Genomic DNA, 22,138 nt, shown 5'->3' on the forward strand with positions numbered 1-22,138 from the left:
TAACTCTTTTGCTTTACAGCGAATGAAGCAGGGAATAGCTGGCAGAGCTTAGCATTTGCTCCCAGCCCAGTAATTGTTCGGTCAATAGTAGTTCGTGGTTAACGCCAACTACGCTGAGCAACTGATGGCGGCAGATCAACCATTGTTGCACGATTTGCAGCAATGAAATCTCGCTCAGCCGACTGGCCAGTTGATACACCAACGGCTGCTGATCCTGATTGAGTACATGGCTCGGTGCACCTTGCTGCCATTTTATCGCATCCACCAATAGAGCGCACAGCCAATGTAGACGCTCCCCCACATCCAGGTGACTGAGCACTGGCAACAGCGACAGCATATCATGCTGCGGCAAGGCAGCGCTCAATGCCCTACACAGGGCACTGCGCTGTTGCCAGCGCTCCGGTTGCAGCAATTGTTCAGCAGCGATTGGCGCGCCGTCGTGCAGGCGCAGCGCAGTGAGGTGTTCGACCGGGTTACCTGCTGCGTGACGGCTTAGCCACTGCATGCTCAGTTGCTCATCAGGGCTGACCAAATGCCAATACAGGCAGCGGCTGCGTAGCGTCGCCAACAATCGTGAAGGCTCGCGGCAACTCAGTAGAAAATAGGTTTTTTCCGGCGGCTCTTCCAATGTCTTCAGCAGCGCGTTGGCCGCCGCTTCGGTCAATAGCTCGGCCTGGGAGAGCCAGATCACCTTGGCCCCTCCTTGCTGTGCATAGAAATAGAGCCTCTCGATCAACTGACGGATCGGTTCGATACCTACACTGTTTTTGCCTTTTTCCGGTACCAGCAGATGGTAGTCCGGGTGGTTACCCGCCAGCATCAGTCGGCAACTATGACATTCACCGCAGTTCTTTTCACCATTACGCTGCTGGCAGAGCAACCAGCGGCTCAACGCGTAAGCTAGCGTATCGTCGCCATTGCCTACGGCAGCATGCAAAAGCAACGCATGATGGCCGCGCCCAGTGGCGTAGTGCCCAACTAACTGGTGATAGGGGATATTCAGCCACGGATACTCCATTACACGCCTTCCTGCTGTTGCAGCCAGCGGCTGACGCAGGCACGAATAGAAGCGGTAACCTGCTCCAGCGGTTGTGTAGCGTCAAGCGTGACAATCGATTCATCTTGCGCTGCCAACGCCAAATAGCGTGCGCGCGTACGTGTGAAGAACGGCAATACCTCTTGTTCCATGCGATCCAGTTCGCCGCGCGCCTGAGCGCGTTGCAGCCCAATCAGCGGCGGCAAATCCAAATAGAGGGTGAGATCCGGGCGGAAGCTCCCCAACACGGCATCGCGCAGTGAGAGCATCAGTTGCGGATCTGTGCCGCGCCCAGCGCCCTGATAAGCCTGTGAAGACAGATCGTGACGATCACCCACCACCCATGCACCGCGTTCCAACGCCGGCTTGATAACGGTTTCCACCAACTGCACACGGGCAGCGTACAGCATCAGCACTTCCGCCTTGATGGTCGGCAGTTCGTTACCCACTCCACGTTTGAACAGATCGCGCAATTTCTCCGCTAGCGGCGTGCCACCCGGCTCACGCGTAAAGACGATATCGTTGACACCATGCTCTCGCAAAACACTGGCTACGGTGTCACGCGCGGTGGTTTTGCCTACTCCTTCCAATCCTTCGATAACAACGAATTTACTTTTCATTCTTTTCCTTTAACCCCTAACGGTAGGCACGCACCGCCTGGTTATGGCTTGCAAGGTTGGTGGTAAACGTATGGCCACCCTTACCGTCGGCGACAAAGTATAAGTAAGGTGTCTTGGCCGGGCTGGCAGCGGCTTTCAGCGCGGCTTCGCCTGGCATAGCGATCGGGGTAGATGGCAGGCCAGCAATCACATATGTGTTATATGCGGTGCTGGCTTCCAGATTTTTGAGGGTAATACGGCTATTATAGCTATCGCCCATGCCGTAGATTACCGAGGGATCGGTCTGCAGGCGCATGCCAATGCGCAGCCGGTTAACAAACACCGAGGCCACTTTGCTACGCTCTTGCAGCTGCGCCGTTTCTTTTTCGATGATCGACGCCAGGGTAAGAAGATCAGCTGGCGTTTTATACGGTAGGCTGGTGTCGCGTTCATCCCACGCAGCCTGCAGCGCTTTGTTCATACGCAGGTGAGCACGCTGCAGCAAGTCGATGTCACTCATGTCGGCGGTATACCTAGGTATCCGGGTAAAACTGCCCCTTCGGGTTGCCACCCTGTGGCACGCCTAACGCAACAGCAATCTGTGCGTCGCTTTTACCTGCCAGCGTATGCTGCAAATATTTCGACTGTTGCAGCACTTGCAGCCAGTCGCGCAGGCGTGAGCCTGCAATAAAGCACACGGTGAACTGAGCTTCTTTGCCGCTTTTCAACAACTGTAGCATCTGGCGCACCGTCATGCCTGGGGTAAAACGAAACGATAAGTGCCGACCTTAAATTCCGCCAGTTCTGGCTCCACCCGCAGTAGCCATGGGAACCATCTGCCGCTGCGTACCAGTTGGTCACGCATCAATAACCCCCCCAGCGCCACATGCCCGCTGCCAACCGGTAACTTGAATATCGTTTCCTGCTCGATGGCCAGCGGCGTATCCGCAAAGCGTTCAATCTTCTGGTAGCCCCAAAACATCAGAGCCAAGGCCAGAGCAATAATAATGGACAGGATCTTTAGCTTGCTTTTCTTCATCAATCAGCTGTGATTAACAATGTGGGCGTAAAAAATCATACAGTTGGCGTGAATGGTAACGCCATGATTGCACTGTATTAATCGGTAACAACGGCATGAGCGCATTGCTCACCAGCACTTCATCGGCATCGGCCAGCGCTTCTAGTGGCTCGCTAACACAATGCAGGCTATATTCCGTGCCTATCAGTAGTTCGATCACGCGCCGCCGCATCAGACCGGCCACGCCAGACTGACTTAGATCCGGCGTAAATACGGATCTTCCCTTGCGCCAGAACAAATTAGCAGTACAGCATTCCACCAGCATACCGGAAGTGTCAAGCACTAGCGCCTCGTCGGCTACCGTCTGGTCAAGATGCGCGCGGATCAGCACTTGCTCCAAACAGTTAAGGTGCTTCAAGCCCGCGAGCAGCGGATTGTGCGCCAGTGGCACTGGGCTAAGTGCCAAACTAATGCCCTGCTCGCGCCACTGTTGATAATGTGCAGGGTAGCTGCTGCGTGCCACAAGGCGCGTGGGGGTTTTACACCCTGCTGGGCTATAGCCGCGTCCGCCGCTCCCACGCGTTAGTATCGCTTTGATCACGCCGAGTGGGAGAGGTTTGGCCGCATACACCATCTCCTGTTCAAAGGCAACCCAGTCGGTCGTGGGCAACATCAGCCGATGCGCAGCTTGTTGCAAGCGTTCGATATGCCAGGGCAGCATATCGACCTTACCAGCCTTTACCCGAGCGGTAGTGAAACAACCATCGCCAAACTGCAAACCACGATCGCTCGGTGCCAAAGCGTGATGTCGTTGCCCGTTTATCCAGTACATAAACTTTCCCCGGCCACGTTGGTTTTCACAAAAGAATATCAGGCACGTGTCGTATTAGCAGCAACATGCCGGCTGACGCGTGCAGATTTCCGACTGACAGCTCATAAACGGATGTGGGCTTTTTTACTAGATATAATGTTCAAGCATAAAAAAATCTGGGGCCAAAGTGATGACTCCAGATTGTCTCTGACTGGCGAAACCATCAAGCACGTTTAAACGATCAAAGTTAGGGCCAAAAATAGGCTTCTGATAGGTTACCAATAGCGTGATTACATTCTACGGAAGATCAGCGAACCATTGGTGCCGCCAAAACCGAAGGAGTTACACAGCGTATACTGCATATCACTTACCTGTCGCGCTTCATTTGGCACAAAGTCAAGATCACACTTTTCATCCGGGTTATCCAGGTTGATGGTTGGCGGTACGGCCTGATCACGCAGTGCCAAAACGGTAAAGATCGATTCGACCGCACCCGCAGCCCCTAATAGATGGCCGGTCATCGATTTGGTCGAACTGACCATCACTCGTTGCGCATCAAGGCCAAAAACGGACTTAACCGCCTGTGCTTCAGCCTCGTCACCAGCCGGAGTCGAAGTGCCGTGCGCGTTGATGTAACCAATTTGTGACGTGGTCACGCTAGCATCGATCAGGGCATTTTTCATCGCCAACGCAGCACCTGCACCATTTTCCGGTGGCGAGGTCATGTGGTAGGCATCGCTGCTCATACCAAAACCGAGCGCTTCAGCGTAGATCTGCGCGCCGCGTCTTTTTGCATGCTCGTATTCTTCCAGCACCATCATGCCGGCACCATCGCCAAGCACGAAACCATCACGATCTTTATCCCAGGGGCGGCTGGCTGCCTGTGGGTTCTCGTTACGGATAGACAACGCGCGCGCTGCACCAAAGCCGCCAATCCCCAATGGGGTGCTGGCTTTCTCTGCCCCACCTGCCAGCATCACGTCTGCATCATTATAAGCAATGATACGTGCAGCATGGCCGATGTTATGCACACCTGAGGTACAAGCGGTGGCGATGGAAATACTGGGGCCACGCATGCCGTACATAATTGTCAGGTGGCCTGCAATCATGTTCACGATGGTAGATGGTACGAAAAACGGGCTGATTTTTCGTGGGCCACCCTCAGCCAGTGAATTGTAATTTTCTTCTATCAAGCCTAGGCCACCAATGCCGGAACCAATAGCGGCCCCGATGCGGCTAGCATTAGCCTCGTTGATCTCCAGTCCCGCATCTTGCATAGCCTGCATGCCAGCAGCTATGCCGTACTGGATAAAAGCATCCATCTTGCGCGCATCCTTGCGGGAGATGAAATCCTCTGAATTAAAATGCTTTACCAAGCCAGCAAATTTGGTTGCATAGGCGGTGGTATCGAAATGGTCGATCAGGCTGATGCCACTCTGACCGGCAAGAAGAGCGTTCCATGTAGACTCTACTGTATTGCCGACAGGAGACAGCATGCCCAGTCCGGTCACAACTACTCGACGCTTAGACACGTTTGTCCTCCAAGGAGGGAAAATATGATACTAAGGATAGAAAAAACTTAGGCGGTCGAATGACCGCCTAGAGATGTTCTCTTACTGCTGGATAGAGTTGTTGATGAAATCAATAGCTGCCTGAATAGTAGTGATCTTCTCAGCCTCTTCGTCTGGAATCTCAGTATCGAATTCTTCTTCCAGTGCCATTACTAACTCAACGGTGTCAAGAGAATCAGCGCCTAGATCTTCAACGAAAGAAGCGTTGTTTAACACCTCTTCCTGTTTAACACCCAATTGCTCAACAATGATTTTCTTAACGCGTTCTTCGATAGTGCTCATACTCTTAAATTTCCTATCAAAACTCGCTTTCGCGATGGTTTTCGTAGTGTATAAAACGTTGGAAAAGATGCAACTCAATCCCGGCTGGTCAAACCACGATTTTACGCTATTCTGCGGTTTTTATCCCAAATAACGCAAATGGTTTTCTCATTTTTTAAATCATGTACATGCCGCCATTGACATGTAACGTTTCACCGGTGATATAGCCAGCCTCACCAGAGGCTAAAAATACAACAGAGCTGGCAATTTCTTGTGCATTGCCCAGCCGATTGGCTGGAACTGATGACAAAATGCCTGCCCGTTGATCGTCTGTTAACGCTCGTGTCATGTCCGTCTCAATAAAGCCAGGAGCCACGACGTTAACGGTAATACCTCGTGATGCGACTTCACGTGCTAAAGACTTGCTAAAACCGATCAAACCAGCTTTTGCCGCCGCGTAATTAGCTTGCCCTGCATGCCCCATGCTGCCAACAACGGATCCTATAGTGATAACACGGCCAAACCGCTTTTTCATCATAGCTCTCATTACCGCTTTTGATAGGCGGAATACTGAAGTCAGATTCGTGTTTATTATATCCTGCCATTCATCGTCTCTCATGCGCATTAGCAAACTATCGCGCGTAATACCGGCATTATTCACTAAAATATCGATTTCGCCAAATTCAGCATAAATAGCGGCCAGCACGCTATCGATAGACTGCGTATCAACCACGTTCAACATCAACCCTTTGCCGTTTGCCCCTAAATAGCTGCTGATAGCATCAGCACCGCCTTCACTGGTCGCTGTACCGATCACTTTGGCACAGCGTGCCACAAACATTTCTGCAATAGCCCGGCCAATACCACGACTTGCACCAGTGACCAGAACAACTTTACCGTCGAAATTCATCATGTTCCTCATTATTGTTCAAGCGCCGCTGACAGACTGGCGGGGTCGTTTATCGCCGCTGCTGGCAGGATGTCAACAATACGTTTAGTCAGACCGCTCAGCACCTTACCAGGGCCAGCTTCAAGCAGTAGAGTCACTCCCTGTGATGCGATAAATTTTACGCTCTCACTCCAGCGCACCGGGCTGTAAAGTTGGCGCACCAGCGCACCATGGATCGCTTCAGGATCGTTCTCGATGCGTACATCAACATTATTCACTACTGGCACACGTGGGACGTTGAAGGCGACATGATGCAGCGCCACCGCCAGCTTATTGGCCGCTGGCATCATCAGCGCACAGTGTGATGGCACGCTCACAGGCAGCGGCAGCACACGTTTGGCTCCAGCAGCTTTACAGGCGACACCTGCACGCTCAACCGCTTCTTTGTAGCCAGCGATCACCATCTGGCCTGGCGAGTTAAAGTTGACCGGGGAAACTACCTGCCCCTGAGCGGATGCTTCGCAGGCTCGAGCGATCGCTGCGTTGTCTAGACCTATGATAGCGTACATAGCGCCAGTGCCATCTGGCACCGCTTCCTGCATCAACTTACCACGCAGTTCCACCAGACGGATCGCCGCCTTAAAATCCAACACGCCAGCGCAGACCAGCGCTGAGTACTCACCCAGGCTGTGGCCAGCCATCAGCATTGGCACTTTACCACCTTGCTGCTGCCAGATGCGGAAGATCGCCACCGAGGCTGCCAGTAATGCTGGCTGTGTGTGCCAGGTTTGGTTCAGTGCCTCCGCTGGGCCTTGCTGCACCAATTGCCACAAGTCGTACCCCAGAGCAGCCGAGGCTTCGCCGAAGGTTTCTTCAACCATCGGAAATTGTGCAGCCAACTCGGCTAACATGCCAAGGCTCTGTGACCCCTGGCCTGGGAAAACAAAAGCAAATTGCGTCATTTTTTCTTTTATTCCTTTCAAATCAGAATCGAACCAACGCCGACCCCCAAGTAAAGCCGCTACCAAAGGCTTCCAATAGTAGCAAATGGCCACGCTGAATTCGCCCATCGCGCACTGCTACATCCAATGCTATCGGAACTGAAGCAGCACTGGTGTTGCCATGATGCTCTAGCGTCACCACCACCTTATCCATGCTCATGTCCAGTTTTTTTGCCGTAGCATTGATAATGCGTAGGTTGGCCTGATGTGGCACAAGCCAGTCTAGCGCACTGCGTTCCAGATTATTGGCCTGTAACGTCTCATCGACAATATTTGACAGTTCGTTAACCGCAACCTTAAATACTTCGTTACCCGTCATGGTGACATAGGCCGGTTTGTCCTGATCCTGACGATCTTTAAACGGCAAGGTCAGCAGGCTGCTATAGCTGCCATCGGCATGCAGGTGGGTTGACATGATGCCCTGCTTTTCAGATGGGCCCAGTAGCACTGCACCCGCACCATCACCAAACAGGATAAGGGTACCACGATCTTCAGAGTTTAATGTCTGTGACAGAACATCTGCGCCAATCACCAGCACATGCTTCACTGCGCCATTTTTCACGTATTGATCGGCCACGCTGAGCGCGTAGGTAAAGCCAGCACAAGCTGCTGCCAGATCGAACGCGGCGCACGCCTTGATGCCTAGCATTTGCTGTATCAGGCAAGCGGCACTAGGAAATGCGTAGGTTGAGGTGGTAGTCGCCACCACGATCAGTCCGATGTCCTCTTTCGCTACACCCGCCATTTCCAGCGCTTCTTCAGCCGCTTGGAAACCCATCGTCACTACGGTTTCATCAGCGGCGGCGATACGCCGCTCACGAATACCGGTGCGCGTTACGATCCACTCGTCAGAGGTATCCACCATTTTTTCCAGATCAGCATTGGTGCGCACTTTTACGGGTAAATAACTCCCCGTACCGAGAATCTTTGTATACATGTACGATCAGTCACTCTTAGGTAATACAGCTTCAAGGCGCGCAGCAATCCTTTCAGGGACTTGCCGCTGCACCGCCTGCACAGCCTGTTCGATTGCGGCTGCAAACGCGTGAAGGTTCGCAGCGCCGTGGCTTTTAATTACGGTGTTGCGCAATCCTAACAGACATGCGCCATTATACTGGTCGGGGTTCAGGTGGCCGAACCGCTTTACCACCCATGCTTGCAACCAACGGCTCAACAATTTTAACCACCACGTTTGCTTGCCACCCTCTTTAGATGATTTCAGCAGTGATAAGAATACTCTTACTACTCCTTCCATGGTTTTCAGAGTAACGTTACCCACAAAGCCATCGCAGATCATCACATCTGTTTTACCGGTGAGCAGATCGTTCCCTTCAAGATAACCAATATAATTAATTGTCGGCGTATTCTTTAATATGGCGGCAGCGGCACGGATATGATCCAGACCTTTAGTTTCTTCTTCACCAATATTCAGCAACGCTACACGGGGTTGCGCGATACCAACGACTTCTTCCGCCATCACTGCCCCCATCACCGCGAACTGCACCAGCATAGTGCTATCGCATTCGATGTTGGCCCCCAAATCCAGCACCACAGTTTTACTGCGCAATTGGTTAGGTATCACTGTCATTAACGCCGGACGCTTAATGCCCTCCAGCGGCTTGATCAACAACTTCGCTAGTCCCATTAGCACCCCGGTGTTGCCCGCACTGATACAGCCCTGCACTTTGCCGTCGTTAATCAGCTCTAACGCGATACGCATTGATGTACCACGGCTGGCACGTATCGCTTGTGAAGGTTTAGCATCATCAGCAATCACTGACTCAGCGGGTATGACTTGCAATCGCGCCAGAAGAACCGGATCAGCTTTGGAAAGCAATGAGGAGAGGGCGTCGGGATTGCCGACTAGTAGAAGGTGAAGCTGTAAATTAGAGGCCAGTACCTGCAATGCGGCGGGCACTGTAACGCGGGGACCAAAGTCCCCGCCCATTGTATCTAACGCCATGGTTAGACGAGTCAAGGTACTGCTACTTTAGCTTAGCCGATAACCTTGCGACCACGGTAGAAGCCGTCGGCAGTGATGTGATGACGACGATGAGTCTCACCAGAAGTTGCATCGACAGACAAGGTGGCGGTAGTCAGTGCATCGTGTGAACGGCGCATGCCACGTTTAGAACGGGTTGGTTTATTCTGTTGTACGGCCATAGACCTTACTCCTCAATTACTTACGCTTTAAGCTGGCTAGTACGGCAAACGGATTTTGTTTTTCCACCTCATATAGGCAGTTTACCAAATACTCTCTCAGCTTCGTACACTTCACAGTGTTCAGATTCATGTAGCGGAACCACAGGCAGTGAGAGAATAATTTCATCTTCAATCATTGCCAACAGATCGGCTTCGCCAAATTCGTCAACTTCGATCGGTTCGTAGCTTTCCGGTAATGCTTCAGCCTGTTCATCATTGATGACCGGGCTAAAACAATATGTTGTGTGAACACGGTGTGCAAATGGGATACCACAGCGCTGGAACATCAAGCTTACCTGGAAGGTTCGCCTACCCTGTTATCACCGCGAGGCGTTGGTTATCGATATCAATCAAACGACAACACTCCCTCGACATCACTATCCACACTAGACCACAGAGTCGGCGACACGCGCAACCTGCTCGGGCGCATAGGCACCTACACAGTCCATGCGTTTCTGAGCGGTACGTACTGCATCGATGGTCAGAGGTAATTTTACCTTTTTCATAGTATATTTATATTAACGTTGTAGCGAAGTAGAGTCAAGTAAAAAGACCGCAAAACGTCACCTTTATACCAATATTCGCTTTCACCATGGCAACAGTTTAAAATACCGTACTAGGCGTACATTGTTGCAGCCAGTTTTGACAGGGAAAGCGCAACATCTGACGGGCGTTGTTGAATAAATCGAACTTTTGGCCGGCACGCGGATCCGATCACTCTCCTTCTGTCAAAATAGCGACATTCCGTTCCCAGCAAAAGTTCAACATCGCCAACTGGAAGGCTTACAACAACGCCCTTACCACTCGGGGTTTACTCACTTGCTGGGGGGATGAAACGGCACTTCACGCCTGGTACTGCGAGGCAAAACCTTCTCTGCGTGGTCGCCCACCACATTATTCCGATATGGCAATCACCAGCGTATTGATGCTGAAACGTATTTTCGGCCTGACACTTCGCGCCCTCCAGGGCTTCGTCGACTCCATTGTCACACTGATCAAAGTGCCGTTGAACTACCCGGACGACACCTGCATCAGTAAGCGGGCGAAGTCCGGCCATGTCCCGTTTAAAACCCCAACGCCGGGTGAAATTGCGCACCTCGTTATCGACTCTAGCGGGCTCAACGTGTTGGGTGAAGGCGAGTGGATGGCAAAAAAATATGGTCAGGAAAAACGGCGGATCTGGCGAAAACTGCATTTGGCTGTAGATACAGAAACACATGAGGTCATCTGTGCTGACCTTAAAATCAAAGTCGCCTCGGCGGATCGGGCTTAGGATACGCGAGTGTGTGATGATGAGTTAAGGCGCAAGAGGCTCAGGGCGTTAGTACCGCCCAGCAGCGGAGCCCGTTATTGGTCGGCAGACTATGCAGAGCGAAATCAAGCGGTGGCGAACCAGCGCGTTACCAGAGACAACACACGGTGGAAAAGTATCACAGGCTACCACCGACGTTCGATAGCGGCAACAGCGAGGTACAGAGTAAAACAGCTATTTGGTGGTCACCTGTCGCTGCGAGATTATGATGGGCAAGTTGCAGAGGCGCTGGCCATGATCTGTGCATTAAACAAGATGCCGCTCGCCGGTATGCCAGAAAGTGTACGCCTTGCCTGAAAGATGCCCATTCACGGGACTCTTTATTCCACATCCGATTTATTCAACAAAGCCAAGACAACTTTACGGAATATTTACAGGACCTTGAAACCCAGCTCAAGCAGCAACTCCGCGCTGGCACTGTCATGGCACTGAACGCGCAGCGAAGACCATTCGCGGCGCTCCTGATAGTGTTTGCGCAGGCGATCAAATTCACCCGTCAGCCCGGAGACATTGCGCAGCAGCGTGTCATCACGGCGCACATCATACACCAAGTGAATCAATCGTTTTAATTTGCCTTCATCCAACACCCCATTGAGTTGGATATAGCAGAATTCTGCTATCGGCAGCAGTGAGGCCCATGCAATCTGTTGTGGCTGCCCAAGATAACAGCTGTAGGCCTTAAATACTTGCGTGGTGCCGCGCGCTTTGCCCTCCAGGGTATAGCCCGCGATATGCGCGGTGCCGATGTCCACTTGTGCCAGCAACGGCGGGGAAAGATCCGGCTCCGGCTCCCAGACGTCTAGCACCGTGCTCAGCTTTTTGCCCTTTTCCAACGCCTGCAACAGCGCTGCGTTGTCGACCACCGCGCCACGGCAGGCATTTATCAGAATACGGTTGTCCGGTAGTGCTGCTAGCAAATCGGCATCAGCCAGATGCCACGAGGTGTAAGGGCCAGACTTATTCAGCGGCGTATGGAAAGTAAGGACATCGGCTTCTGCCACCAGCTTCTCCAGCGGCAAAAACTCCCCCACGTCACCGCGCACTGCGCGCGGTGGATCACACAATAGCGTACGAACGCCCAATGCTTTCAGGCGCGCATCCAGACGCGAGCCAACGTTACCCACGCCGACGATACCGATGGTTTTATCACGCAGTTGGAAACCATCACGTTCAGCAAGCACCAGTAAAGCGGAAAATACATACTCAACCACCGCGATAGCATTGCAGCCTGGTGCGGCGGAAAAACCTATGCCTTGCTGCTGAAGCCAAGCTTCATCAATGTGGTCGGTGCCGGCGGTGGCGGTGCCGACAAAACTAACGCGGCTACTAGCCAGCAATTCTGCATTCACCTGGGTAACCGAACGCACCATCAGTGCCTGGGCGTCCGCCAGCGCATCACGCGGGATCGGACGACCTGGCACCACCTGTACATCGCCCAGGCGACTGAACAGCTCAGCCACATAGGGCATATTTTCATCAACCACAATTCTCACTGCGTTCTCCGACGCTTTACCGCAAATTATAGTGTGCCACTAAATCATGTCCGGCGGAAGCACTTAGAGCGAGCGTCAGTACCAAAAACTTGTCCTCGGACGATGGCAGGTAATTTTTCTGGATAGGGGATTGAGGTAATATTATTTTTACATTTTTTTGATTAAGATCATTTAATCATACTGGATAATAGTCAAGTGGAGACATAACATCAGCCAGGTAATTGGCATAACTTTGAGGAATGAATAGGCTTGGTTGAATAAATCGGATTTGGAATAAAGAGTCCCGTGAATGGGCATCTTTCAGGCATACCGGCGAGCGTCATCTTGTTTAATGCACAGATCATGGCCAGCGCCTCTGCAACTTGCCCATCATAATCTCGCAGCGACAGGTGACCACCAAATAGCTGTTTTACTCTGTACCTCGCTATTGCCGCTATCGAACGTCGGTGGTAGCCTATGATATTTTTCCCCTGACCGTGTTTTTTTACCTTCCACTCCGCTTCACCCAACACGTTGAGCCCGGTAGAGTCGATAACGAGGTGCGCAATTTCACCTGGCGTTGGGGTTTTAAACGGGACATGGCCGGACTTCGCCCGCTTACTGATGCAGGTGTCGTCCGGGTAGTTCAACGGCACTTTGATCAGTGTGACAATGGAGTCGACGAAGCCCTGGAGGGCGCGAAGTGTTAGGCCGAAAATCCGTTTCAGCATCAATACGCTGGTGATTGCCATATCGGAATAATGTGGTGGGCGACCACGCAGAGAAGGTTTGGCCTCGCAGTACCAAGCGTGAAGTGCCGTTTCATCCACCCAGAAAGTGAGTGATCCGATCCGCGTGCCGGCCAAAAGTTCGATTTATTCAACAACGCCGGTTGTCTTATGTTATCGCCGCCATGGTAGTCCGTGTCAGGCCCTTGCCCGTGAGCGCCGTTGGCGGGCTTTCGAATATGCCGCAAGGCGCGGGTTGCGAGGTTTGCTGCGCCAAATAAACAGTACGTCAAATGGCCCCAGCTCTACTGGCCGCGCCCGAAAAATCGCTATTCCGGGTTGTCGGGCTTGAACTCCCCCCTCCGCTTGATTACCCGCTTTTCGGGCAACCAGGGGGCCACAATTAATCGCTGGACACAGCTAAGCTAAGAGTAAGCGGCAAAGATTATCGGGCGGTGACAAGACAACTCATTTGCTTTTAAATGCAATACTCAGGAGAAAACCCAATGTCTGACGGCTGGAACATCGCTCTGCTTGGCGCTACTGACGCGGTGGGTGAAGCGTTGTTGGAATTGTTGCAGGAACGCCAGTTTCCGGTAGGTAAGCTTCATCCCTTGGCAAGTGTTAGTGGCGCCGATGCGATCGTGCGCTTCAACGGTCAGTCCATTCTGGTGCAAAACGTGGAGAAGTTCGATTGGTCGCAGGCACAGCTAGCGTTCTTTGTCGCCGGTAGCTAAGCCTCGGCCCGCTATGCGCAAGAGGCTACCAATATGGTCTGTTTCGTGATCGACACCAGCGGCCTGTTCGCTTTGGAGCCGGACGTACCGCTGGTGGTGCCAGGCGTCAACCCGCAGGTGTTGGCCGAATATCGTAACCGCAATATCATTGCCATCGCTGATAGCATGGTCAGTCAATTGCTGAGGGCGATCACACCACTAACCGAACAAGCGGGGATTTCTCGCCTACACGTGATGACATTGATGTCAGCCTCGGTGCACGGCAAAGTGGCAGTGGATGATCTTGCTGCTCAGAGCGCGCGTTTGCTTAACGGTATTCCGGCCGAACCTAACGTGTTCGCCAAACAATTGGCGTTTAACCTGTTGCCGCTCCTGGCTGATGAACAAGGCAGCGTGTGCGAAGAACGCTTACTCGTCGATCAGCTGCGCAAAGTGTTGCGGGATGTGGGATTGCCGATCTCGGTGAGCTGCGTTCAGTCGCCGGTATTTTACGGCCATGTGCAGGTGGTGCATCTGGAAGCCATACGCCCAATTTCCGCAGAAGAAGCGCGCAGTGAGTTGCCGCAGGCCGAAGACATTGAACTGAGTGAGGAAGATAATTATCCGACTCAAGTGACCGAAGCATCTGGCAGCGATGCGTTAAGCATTGGTTACCTGCGTAAAGATCACGGTATTCCAGCGCTGTTACAATTCTGGTCGGTATCGGACAATATGCGTTTCGGCGGGGCGTTGATGGCTATCGAAACGGCAGAATTTCTGGTGCAGGAGCAGATGTTCTGATGTCTGAGGTTGCTTTGCCCGTCCAACCGACACAAAAGATTGCACTGGGCATTGAATATGACGGCAGCCGTTATTACGGCTGGCAGCAGCAACAGGAGGTGGATAGTGTACAGGGCTGCCTGGAACAGGCGTTGAGCAAGGTCGCGGATGCACCGATCAACGTGTTGTGCGCCGGGCGTACTGACGCTGGAGTACATGCTACCGGGCAGGTGGTGCATTTTGAAACCAGCGCCCCGCGCAAGGACGCCGCTTGGGCTATGGGAGTGAACACCCATCTACCGCCGGATATTGCTGTGCGCTGGGTAAGCGCTGTCGCCGACGATTTTCATGCGCGTTTCAGCGCTACCGCACGCCGCTATCGCTATATCATCTACAATCATCGTAACCGTCCGGCAATATTGCAGCAAGGAGTGACCCATATTTACCATCCATTGGACGCCGTTCGGATGCATCGCGCCGCGCAGGCGCTGCTGGGTGAGAACGATTTTACTTCATTTCGCGCCGCGCAATGCCAATCACGTACGCCGTGGCGCAATGTAAAATATATCAAGGTCACGCGCCAAGGCGAATATATTGTGGTGGATATCAAGGCGAATGCCTTCGTGCATCATATGGTGCGCAATATTGTCGGCAGCCTTATGGAAATTGGTTGCGGCAAGCGGGCTGAGAACTGGCTGGCCGAGCTGTTGGCGTTGAGGGATCGCAATCTGGCGGCAGCGACGGCCCGAGCCGAAGGTCTATATTTGGTCTCAGTCGATTATCCTGAGCATTTTGCTCTCCCACGGTCACCGCTGGGGCCGCTGCTTATACCTGACGATTAAACGCTGTGGTGACGCCTTTCCTGCCGGGGGATTCTCTGCTCTTTGTTGCCGGCGCGCTGGCGGCATTACCGACCAATGATCTTAATGTGCATACCATGGTGGTACTGATGGTAGCGGCGGCGATTATTGGCGATGCGGTCAATTATACCCTCGGCCGACTGTTTGGTGAAAAACTGATCAGCCACCCAGACTCGAAGATTTTCCGTCGCAGCTATCTGGACAAAACGCATATATTTTATGAGAAATACGGTGGAAAAATGATTATCTTGGCGCGATTCGTGCCGATCTTACGTACTTTTGCACCGTTCGTCGCTGGTATGGGGCATATGGCCTACCGCCACTTTGTTGTCTATAACGTCGTGGGCGCACTGGTTTGGGTATTGCTATTCATTTATGCTGGCTATTTTTCGGCGGTTTGCCAGTGGTGCAGGAAAACCTGAAACTGTTCATCATGGCTATCATAATTATTTCAATTCTACCGGGTATCATTGAGATCTGGCGGGGCCACCCGCCAGAAAAAAGTAAAAACGTCGCCTAGCCTTTCGGTTAGGCTCGGTTCGACCAGTTTTTTATCCACAGTGTTGAGCTGATATGGTGTTTAATGAGCGATATTTATGGTCTGTGCTTGCGAGAAACCCTGAGGTTTCTTCTGGGGGGCATAGACAGCGGACTGGCGTTTGCCAGGTTCAAGCAGAAAGGTTATCGATGAGCTGGATTGAACGAATTCTTAACAAAAGCAATATTACACAAACCCGTAAAGCGAGCATTCCTGAAGGGGTCTGGACCAAATGCGATAGCTGCGGCCAGGTTCTCTATCGCGCCGAGCTTGAGCGTAATCTGGAAGTGTGCCCTCAGTGTGACCACCACATGCGCATGACATCGCGTATGCGTCTGCACACCCTGCTGGATAAAGGCAGCGAAGTGGAATTAGGCGGCGAACTGGAGCCGACTGACATTCTGAAGTTCAAAGATTCTAAAAAGTACAAAGATCGTTTGGTCGCTGCGCAGAAAGCGACTGGTGAAAAAGATGCATTAGTGGTGATGAAAGGCACGTTGTACGGCATGCCGATCGTGGCCGCTGCTTTTGAATTTGCCTTTATCGGTGGTTCTATGTCGTCTGTGGTTGGTGCACGTTTTGTGCGAGCAGCCGAGCAAGCACTGGAAGACCACTGCCCGCTGGTCTGCTTTTCCGCCAGCGGTGGTGCGCGCATGCAGGAAGCACTGATGTCGCTAATGCAGATGGCGAAAACCAGCGCGGCGCTGGCCAAAATACAGGAATGTGGTATACCTTTCATCTCCGTGCTTACTGATCCGACGATGGGGGGGGTTTCTGCCAGTCTGGCGATGCTTGGCGACATCAACATCGCCGAGCCGAAGGCGCTGATCGGCTTCGCTGGCCCACGCGTTATCGAGCAAACAGTGCGTGAAAAACTACCGCCTGGTTTCCAGCGCAGCGAATTTTTGATCGAAAAAGGCGCGATTGATATGATCGTTCGTCGGCCAGAAATGCGCCGAACCCTGGCTAGCATTCTTTCCAAGCTGACCAACCAACCGCAGCCACATTTTCATGAGGAAGCGCTCGTCATCGCCCAGGAAAATCAGACCGACGCCTGAGGTGCAGGCAGAGACCCCGCAAGGGTTCAGGCCAGTGTAGGGGGCCTGAGAATTAATGAACCAAGTCCAGCGATGGCACTCATGCAAAACCACCCAATTCCCCAAGCCACATCGCCATTGAACGAGTGGCTTTACTATCTGGAACATCTGCACGGCCAGGCGATCGAACTCGGCTTGGAACGTGTGCAACGCGTTGCGGCGCATCTTGAGTTATTGACTCCCGCAGCAACGGTATTCACCGTTGCTGGCACCAACGGCAAGGGTACCACCTGTCGCACACTAGAAGCCATACTGTTGGCCGCTGGCCTACGTGTTGGCGTTTACAGTTCGCCGCATCTGGTGCGCTATACCGAGCGGGTACGCATCCTGGGTGAAGAACTGAACGAGGCGGAATTTAGCCACTCCTTTGCTGCTATTGAGAACGGTCGTAGCGAAACCTCACTGACCTATTTTGAATTTGGTACTCTGTCTGCATTGCATCTGTTTAAGCAGGCACGGCTGGATGTGGTGATCCTTGAGGTCGGTCTGGGTGGGCGCTTGGACGCCACTAATATCGTCGAACCGAGCGTGGCGGTGATCACCAGCATTGCGTTGGAGCATACTGATTGGTTGGGCAACGACCGGGAAAGTATCGGCAGCGAGAAGGCAGGTATTTTCCGTAGTGGCAAACCGGTCGTGGTGGGCGAAGCGGACATGCCAGCGAGTATCCAGCAGGTGGCCGAGGCACTGGGCGCACCACTTTACCGCAACGGGGTGGCCTGGAGTTATAGTGAACAAGGCGAGCACTGGCAGTGGCAAGGTGGCAAAACGCTGCTGGCTGGTTTGCCAATGCCGAATGTGCCGCTGGTCAATGCCGCTACCGCACTGGCGACGCTGAGCTATTCCTCGCTGGACATCGACCATCGGGCAATCCATGCCGGGCTACAGCAGGCGATGCTGCCTGGCCGTTTTCAACTTGTGTGCCAAGAGCCCAGACTGATCCTTGATGTGGCGCATAACCCGCACGCTGCTAGCTATCTGGCTGGACGTCTGGCGAAGCTGCCGCGCAACGGCGGCAAGGTGCGTGCTGTGGTCGCTATGCTGTCGGACAAAGACATCGCCGACACGTTGGCCTGCCTGCGCGCGCAGGTGGATGAATGGTATTGCGCGCCGCTTGACGAGCCGCGCGGTGCTCGCGCTGAATTGCTGGCACAGCATTTGATGCATCCGCGCCAGTTTATCGATGTTGAAACCGCTTGGCGGCAGGCTATGCAGGATGCTGATAAACAAGATATTGTTATCGTCTGTGGATCGTTCTATACCGTGGCACAGGTAATGGTGGCATTAGACGAGAGGCGAGGAGTGTGAGTGGCAAGTAAATTTCAGAACCGACTGGTTGGCACCGTAATTTTGGTCGCGCTGGGTGTCATCATCCTGCCAGGGCTGTTGGATGGCAAAAAAAAATATTATGAGGATGAGTTCGAGGCGATCCCATTGGTGCCAAAGCCGGGAGAAGTGGAAGAAAACACCATGCTGCTGCCAGTCACTCAGCCGTTGCTCGCGCAGCCACCAGAGGGGGCAGAGGCTTTAGTTGAACATCAGGTAGCCCCTGAGGCAGAGGTTCAGCAGGCGGGGCACCAAAACACGCCACCGCCGACACCGGTCGATGTGAAACCAGGGGTGAAACCTGACCTAATGCCGAAACCTAAACCTGCTTCTGTGCAGAAATCGGTGAAAGAGCAGGCCCCGGTTGGACAAGCTTATGTTGTGCAACTCGGTGCGCTGAAAAATACTTCCAGGGTGGACGAGATCGTCACTTCGCTGCGTTTGTCTGGCTATCGCGTCTTTACCGTGCCATCGACACTGGTTCAGGGGCAACTCACGCGTATTTACGTTGGCCCAGATTCCTCGAAGCAAAAGCTACAGTCTTCTTTGTCGGCGCTGAATGCAATCAGCGGGTTAAGTGGGCTGGTAAAGCCGTATAGCGTGCGTTAGTCGATGTCCCGCCATTGCCCGCGAGCACAGCTGGCGGGCATTTGAAGGCGGCTTAAGTTATAGGGTGAAAGACGCTGAGGGCGTGAAAGGCGTGACGGCTGACATAGAATAGCTTGACATTGTCGAAACCCTTAAAAAATGAGCGTATCAATATGCCCGATCTCTAACGAGTTGGTTTTGGCAGGCGAAGTGGGAGCGTCCGCCGAGAAGTTGCATGGTGATCGAGCGGTTCGTGGTTTAACAGTATTCTCTTAATGCGGTGCTAGAACACGCCCTTATAGACTATTTTTATTTATAACGTGGCGGGAAATTCCCTACGAAAACGTTTTCTTTTTCTGTTAGAATTCGCCGCAAATTGAATGCGCCTGATAGATTTCAAGTTGCCTCAAGGTAGTCACTAAACAGTTCCCTGGCGCTGGGGCGGGGAGTAAGTTGAGGGCTGCCGCTGGAAAGCTAAAGGGAGCAAGGGCGATTCATCATTGGGATAGTTCATGGTCTGGATTGATTACGTCATTATAGCGCTGATTGGATTTTCGGCTCTGGTGAGCCTGATCCGAGGGTTTGTTCTCGAAGCATTATCACTGCTAACATGGGGATGTACGTTTTTCGTTGCCAGCCATTTCTACTCTTACCTTGCGGTTTACCTCACTCGTTTTGAAGATGAACTGGTGCGAAACGGTATCGCGATCGTCATTTTGTTTATCGCGACGCTGATCATTTGTGCAATGGGTAACTATGTGATTAGCTCGCTGGTAGAGAAAACTAGGTTATCAGGTACTGACCGGGTGTTGGGCATCTGTTTCGGCGCACTGCGTGGCGTGCTGATCGTTGCAGCGATCCTGTTCTTCCTGGATACCTTTACCTGCTTATCGCAAAGCACAGATTGGAAACAGTCGCAGCTTATCCCTCAATTTAGTTATATCATCAGGTGGTTCTTTGACTACCTGCAAAGCACGTCGAGTTTCTTACCGGCCCATTTACCGGGGCGGTAGCGGCTTAGAGGAAAAAACAGCATGTGCGGTATTGTCGGTATCGCCGGTTTTACACCGGTTAACCAGTCGATTTATGATGCGCTGACGGTGCTCCAGCACCGTGGTCAAGATGCTGCAGGCATCGTCACCATTGATGCCCGAAACGGGTTCCGTCTGCGTAAAGCAAACGGTTTGGTGAAAGATGTGTTCGAGGCACGTCATATGCAGCGTTTACAGGGCAACATAGGTATTGGCCATGTGCGTTACCCAACGGCTGGAAGTTCCAGTGCCTCGGAGGCTCAACCTTTCTACGTGAACTCACCGTTTGGCATTACGCTGGCACACAATGGCAACCTGACTAACGCCCATGAATTGCGTCATAAGCTGTTTGAGGGGGGTCGCCGCCACGTCAACACCACCTCCGATTCCGAGATCCTGCTGAACGTGCTTGCTAGCGAGCTGGATCATTTCACGCATTATCCTTTAGGGGCCGACAATATTTTCAGTGCTGTGGCCACCATGCACCAGCAACTACGCGGCGCTTATGCCTGTGTGGCGATGATCATCGGCCACGGCTTGTTGGCGTTCCGCGACCCGAACGGCATCCGTCCGCTAGTGCTGGGCAAACGCCAGCTTGAAGATGGTTTTAACGAGTATATGGTGGCTTCTGAAAGCGCGGCGCTGGATACGCTGGGTTTTAAATTTCTGCGCGATGTGGCACCGGGTGAGGCCGTCTACATCACTGAGAAAGGTCAATTGTTCACCCGTCAGTGCGCGGAAAACCCGAAAACCCATCTATGCCTGTTTGAGTATGTCTATTTCGCCCGTCCTGACTCCTTTATGGACAAAATTTCGGTCTACAGCGCCCGCGTACGTATGGGGCAGAAGCTGGGCGAGAAAATCGCTAGTGAGTGGGAAGATCTGGACATTGACGTGGTGATCCCGATCCCGGAAACCTCTTGCGACATCGCACTGGAGATTGCCCGCATCCTGGACAAACCTTATCGCCAGGGTTTCGTAAAAAACCGCTATGTAGGACGCACCTTCATCATGCCGGGCCAGCAGGTTCGTCGCCAGTCAGTGCGCCGTAAGCTAAACTCCAACCGTGCCGAGTTCCGTGATAAAAATGTGCTGCTAGTGGATGACTCTATCGTGCGCGGCACCACCTCAGAGCAGATCGTTGAGATGGCGCGTGATGCCGGTGCTAAGCGGGTGTACTTGGCCTCCGCCGCGCCAGAAATCCGCTTCCCCAATGTTTACGGCATTGACATGCCGAGCGTGAACGAACTGATCGCCCATGGCCGTGAAGTGGATGAAATACGCCAGATCATTGGTGCTGACGATTTGATCTTCCAAAATTTGGCTGATCTAATTGAAGCGGTGCGTGACGAGAACCCGGATATCGCCCAGTTCGAATGCTCGGTGTTTGACGGCATCTATGTCACTAAAGATGTTGACCAGAGCTATCTGGAGTATTTGTCGTCGCTACGCAACGACGATGCTAAAGCGCTATGTGGGCAGAGCGAAGCGGAAAATCTGGAAATCCATAACGAGGACTAAGTGCTATCTTGGTGCACTGCGGCGTTCGTCGCGGTGCATCGTCCTTCTCTGGCTTGCTTATCCCTCGACATTGCGGCAAAGTCTGACTGAGCTTATATTTCCAAAGCAGAGATCTACTTTATGAAACGACTTATCATCGGTATTTCCGGTGCCAGCGGCGCGATATACGGCGTGCGCCTGTTGCAGGCATTACATGATGTCGCGGAAGTGGAAACCCATTTGGTGATAAGTAATGCGGCGCGACAGACACTGGCGCTGGAAACCTCGCTGAGCTTGCGTGAAGTGCAGGCGCTGGCTGATGTGGTGCACGATGCACGCGACATCGCCGCCAGTATCTCCTCCGGTTCGTTCAAAACGCTGGGCATGGTGATTTTGCCCTGCTCGATCAAAACCCTGTCTGGTATCGTCAACAGCTATAGCAATGGCCTGCTAATCCGCGCCGCCGATGTGATATTGAAAGAACGCCGACCGTTGGTGTTATGCGTGCGGGAAACGCCGCTGCACCTTGGTCACCTGCGCTTGATGATTCAGGCGGCGGAAATGGGTGGGGTGATTATGCCGCCGGTGCCAGCGTTTTACAACTTGCCGAAAAGCGTGGATGACATCATTGATCAGACCGTCAATCGGGTTATCGATCAGTTTGGCATTGCATTGCCAGTAGATCTTTTTACCCGCTGGGAAGACCCCTACTAGCAGAGTTATCGGCAAATGGGCCTATGTTGCCCCACTGCGTGACGTCACTTCTTGCGGTGGCTCATGGTCATGGAAACCGAATCAGCAT

18 protein-coding genes and 6 pseudogenes are annotated in these 22,138 nt (G+C 52.8%); 10 read left to right on the plus strand and 14 right to left on the minus strand.

The genetic code is table 11. From position 1 onward, the window contains the following. Positions 1-13: 13 nt before the first annotated feature. From holB to yceD, 12 genes and pseudogenes are all read right to left on the minus strand, one after another. The gene (gene holB, locus AACL06_RS01720) at positions 14-1,018 is read right to left on the minus strand and encodes a DNA polymerase III subunit delta' (protein ID WP_339037541.1); all 1,005 of its coding nucleotides are present in this window, start codon (positions 1,016-1,018) and stop codon (positions 14-16) included. Then, positions 1,018-1,656 carry a dTMP kinase gene (tmk, locus tag AACL06_RS01725; protein ID WP_339037543.1) on the minus strand — a complete coding sequence of 213 codons (639 nt, stop codon included), beginning with the start codon at positions 1,654-1,656 and terminating at the stop codon, positions 1,018-1,020. Before tmk ends, holB begins: the two co-directional genes overlap by 1 nt. A 16-nt stretch (positions 1,657-1,672) precedes the next feature. Continuing rightward, positions 1,673-2,674, minus strand: a pseudogene (gene mltG / locus AACL06_RS01730) (endolytic transglycosylase MltG). Positions 2,675-2,687: 13 nt separating this feature from the next. Next, on the minus strand, positions 2,688-3,485 hold the full coding sequence (gene pabC / locus AACL06_RS01735) for an aminodeoxychorismate lyase (RefSeq protein WP_339037545.1): 798 nt from the start codon (positions 3,483-3,485) through the stop codon (positions 2,688-2,690). A 269-nt stretch (positions 3,486-3,754) separates the two neighbouring features. Further along, complete coding sequence (fabF, locus tag AACL06_RS01740; RefSeq protein ID WP_339037547.1) at positions 3,755-4,996, minus strand: beta-ketoacyl-ACP synthase II; 1,242 nt, start codon at positions 4,994-4,996, stop codon at positions 3,755-3,757. 81 nt (positions 4,997-5,077) lie between these two features. Continuing rightward, positions 5,078-5,317, minus strand: coding sequence for an acyl carrier protein (acpP, locus tag AACL06_RS01745; protein WP_339037549.1), 240 nt, complete (start codon positions 5,315-5,317; stop codon positions 5,078-5,080). Between the two features lie 154 nt (positions 5,318-5,471). After that, positions 5,472-6,206, minus strand: coding sequence for a 3-oxoacyl-ACP reductase FabG (fabG, locus tag AACL06_RS01750; protein ID WP_339038467.1), 735 nt, complete (start codon positions 6,204-6,206; stop codon positions 5,472-5,474). 11 nt (positions 6,207-6,217) lie between these two features. After that, on the minus strand, positions 6,218-7,147 hold the full coding sequence (gene fabD / locus AACL06_RS01755; protein ID WP_339037551.1) for an ACP S-malonyltransferase: 930 nt from the start codon (positions 7,145-7,147) through the stop codon (positions 6,218-6,220). A 22-nt stretch (positions 7,148-7,169) separates the two neighbouring features. Continuing rightward, positions 7,170-8,123 (minus strand): beta-ketoacyl-ACP synthase III, encoded by a 954-nt coding sequence (locus AACL06_RS01760; RefSeq protein WP_339037553.1) that lies wholly within the window; start codon positions 8,121-8,123, stop codon positions 7,170-7,172. A 6-nt stretch (positions 8,124-8,129) separates the two neighbouring features. After that, entirely contained in the window at positions 8,130-9,164 is a 1,035-nt protein-coding gene (gene plsX / locus AACL06_RS01765) for a phosphate acyltransferase PlsX (protein WP_339037555.1), read from the minus strand. A 17-nt stretch (positions 9,165-9,181) separates the two neighbouring features. Continuing rightward, positions 9,182-9,349, minus strand: coding sequence for a 50S ribosomal protein L32 (gene rpmF, locus AACL06_RS01770; protein ID WP_339037557.1), 168 nt, complete (start codon positions 9,347-9,349; stop codon positions 9,182-9,184). Positions 9,350-9,365: 16 nt separating this feature from the next. Continuing rightward, positions 9,366-9,894 (minus strand): annotated as a pseudogene (gene yceD, locus AACL06_RS01775) (23S rRNA accumulation protein YceD). A 227-nt stretch (positions 9,895-10,121) separates the two neighbouring features. Here yceD and AACL06_RS01780 point away from each other — a divergent pair. Then, positions 10,122-10,997, plus strand: a pseudogene (locus AACL06_RS01780) (IS5 family transposase). 74 nt (positions 10,998-11,071) lie between these two features. On the opposite strand, the gene pdxB reads toward AACL06_RS01780, so the two are convergent. Next, entirely contained in the window at positions 11,072-12,193 is a 1,122-nt protein-coding gene (pdxB, locus tag AACL06_RS01785) for a 4-phosphoerythronate dehydrogenase PdxB (protein ID WP_339037559.1), read from the minus strand. A gap of 209 nt (positions 12,194-12,402) precedes the next feature. Then, positions 12,403-13,017, minus strand: a pseudogene (locus AACL06_RS01790) (transposase); the annotation flags it as partial. A gap of 389 nt (positions 13,018-13,406) precedes the next feature. On the opposite strand from AACL06_RS01790, the pseudogene AACL06_RS01795 reads away from it, so the two are divergent. The 9 genes and pseudogenes from AACL06_RS01795 (at position 13,407) to AACL06_RS01835 (ending at position 22,050) form a co-directional block, all read left to right on the plus strand. Next, positions 13,407-14,417: pseudogene (locus tag AACL06_RS01795) on the plus strand (aspartate-semialdehyde dehydrogenase). Further along, entirely contained in the window at positions 14,417-15,238 is an 822-nt protein-coding gene (gene truA / locus AACL06_RS01800; protein WP_339037563.1) for a tRNA pseudouridine(38-40) synthase TruA, read from the plus strand. Before AACL06_RS01795 ends, truA begins: the two are co-directional and overlap by 1 nt. Positions 15,239-15,243: 5 nt before the next feature. Continuing rightward, positions 15,244-15,776: pseudogene (locus AACL06_RS01805) on the plus strand (DedA family protein); the annotation flags it as partial. Positions 15,777-15,943: 167 nt separating this feature from the next. Next, positions 15,944-16,852 carry an acetyl-CoA carboxylase, carboxyltransferase subunit beta gene (gene accD, locus AACL06_RS01810; protein WP_339037565.1) on the plus strand — a complete coding sequence of 303 codons (909 nt, stop codon included), beginning with the start codon at positions 15,944-15,946 and terminating at the stop codon, positions 16,850-16,852. 81 nt (positions 16,853-16,933) lie between these two features. Next, a complete protein-coding gene (gene folC / locus AACL06_RS01815; protein WP_339038469.1) occupies positions 16,934-18,199 on the plus strand; it encodes a bifunctional tetrahydrofolate synthase/dihydrofolate synthase in 1,266 nt (421 codons plus the stop codon). Next, entirely contained in the window at positions 18,200-18,826 is a 627-nt protein-coding gene (dedD, locus tag AACL06_RS01820; RefSeq protein ID WP_339037567.1) for a cell division protein DedD, read from the plus strand. It abuts the gene before it with no gap. 491 nt (positions 18,827-19,317) lie between these two features. Next, positions 19,318-19,818 (plus strand): colicin V production protein, encoded by a 501-nt coding sequence (gene cvpA, locus AACL06_RS01825; protein WP_339037569.1) that lies wholly within the window; start codon positions 19,318-19,320, stop codon positions 19,816-19,818. Between the two features lie 21 nt (positions 19,819-19,839). Beyond that, positions 19,840-21,357, plus strand: a complete 1,518-nt coding sequence (gene purF / locus AACL06_RS01830; RefSeq protein ID WP_339037571.1) for an amidophosphoribosyltransferase — start codon at positions 19,840-19,842, stop codon at positions 21,355-21,357. Between the two features lie 120 nt (positions 21,358-21,477). Further along, a complete protein-coding gene (locus tag AACL06_RS01835; RefSeq protein ID WP_339037573.1) occupies positions 21,478-22,050 on the plus strand; it encodes a UbiX family flavin prenyltransferase in 573 nt (190 codons plus the stop codon). Positions 22,051-22,138 lie beyond the last annotated feature (88 nt).

The sequence above is a fragment of the Serratia symbiotica (Periphyllus acericola) genome (assembly GCF_964019515.1).
Classification (GTDB): domain Bacteria; phylum Pseudomonadota; class Gammaproteobacteria; order Enterobacterales; family Enterobacteriaceae; genus Serratia; species Serratia symbiotica_D.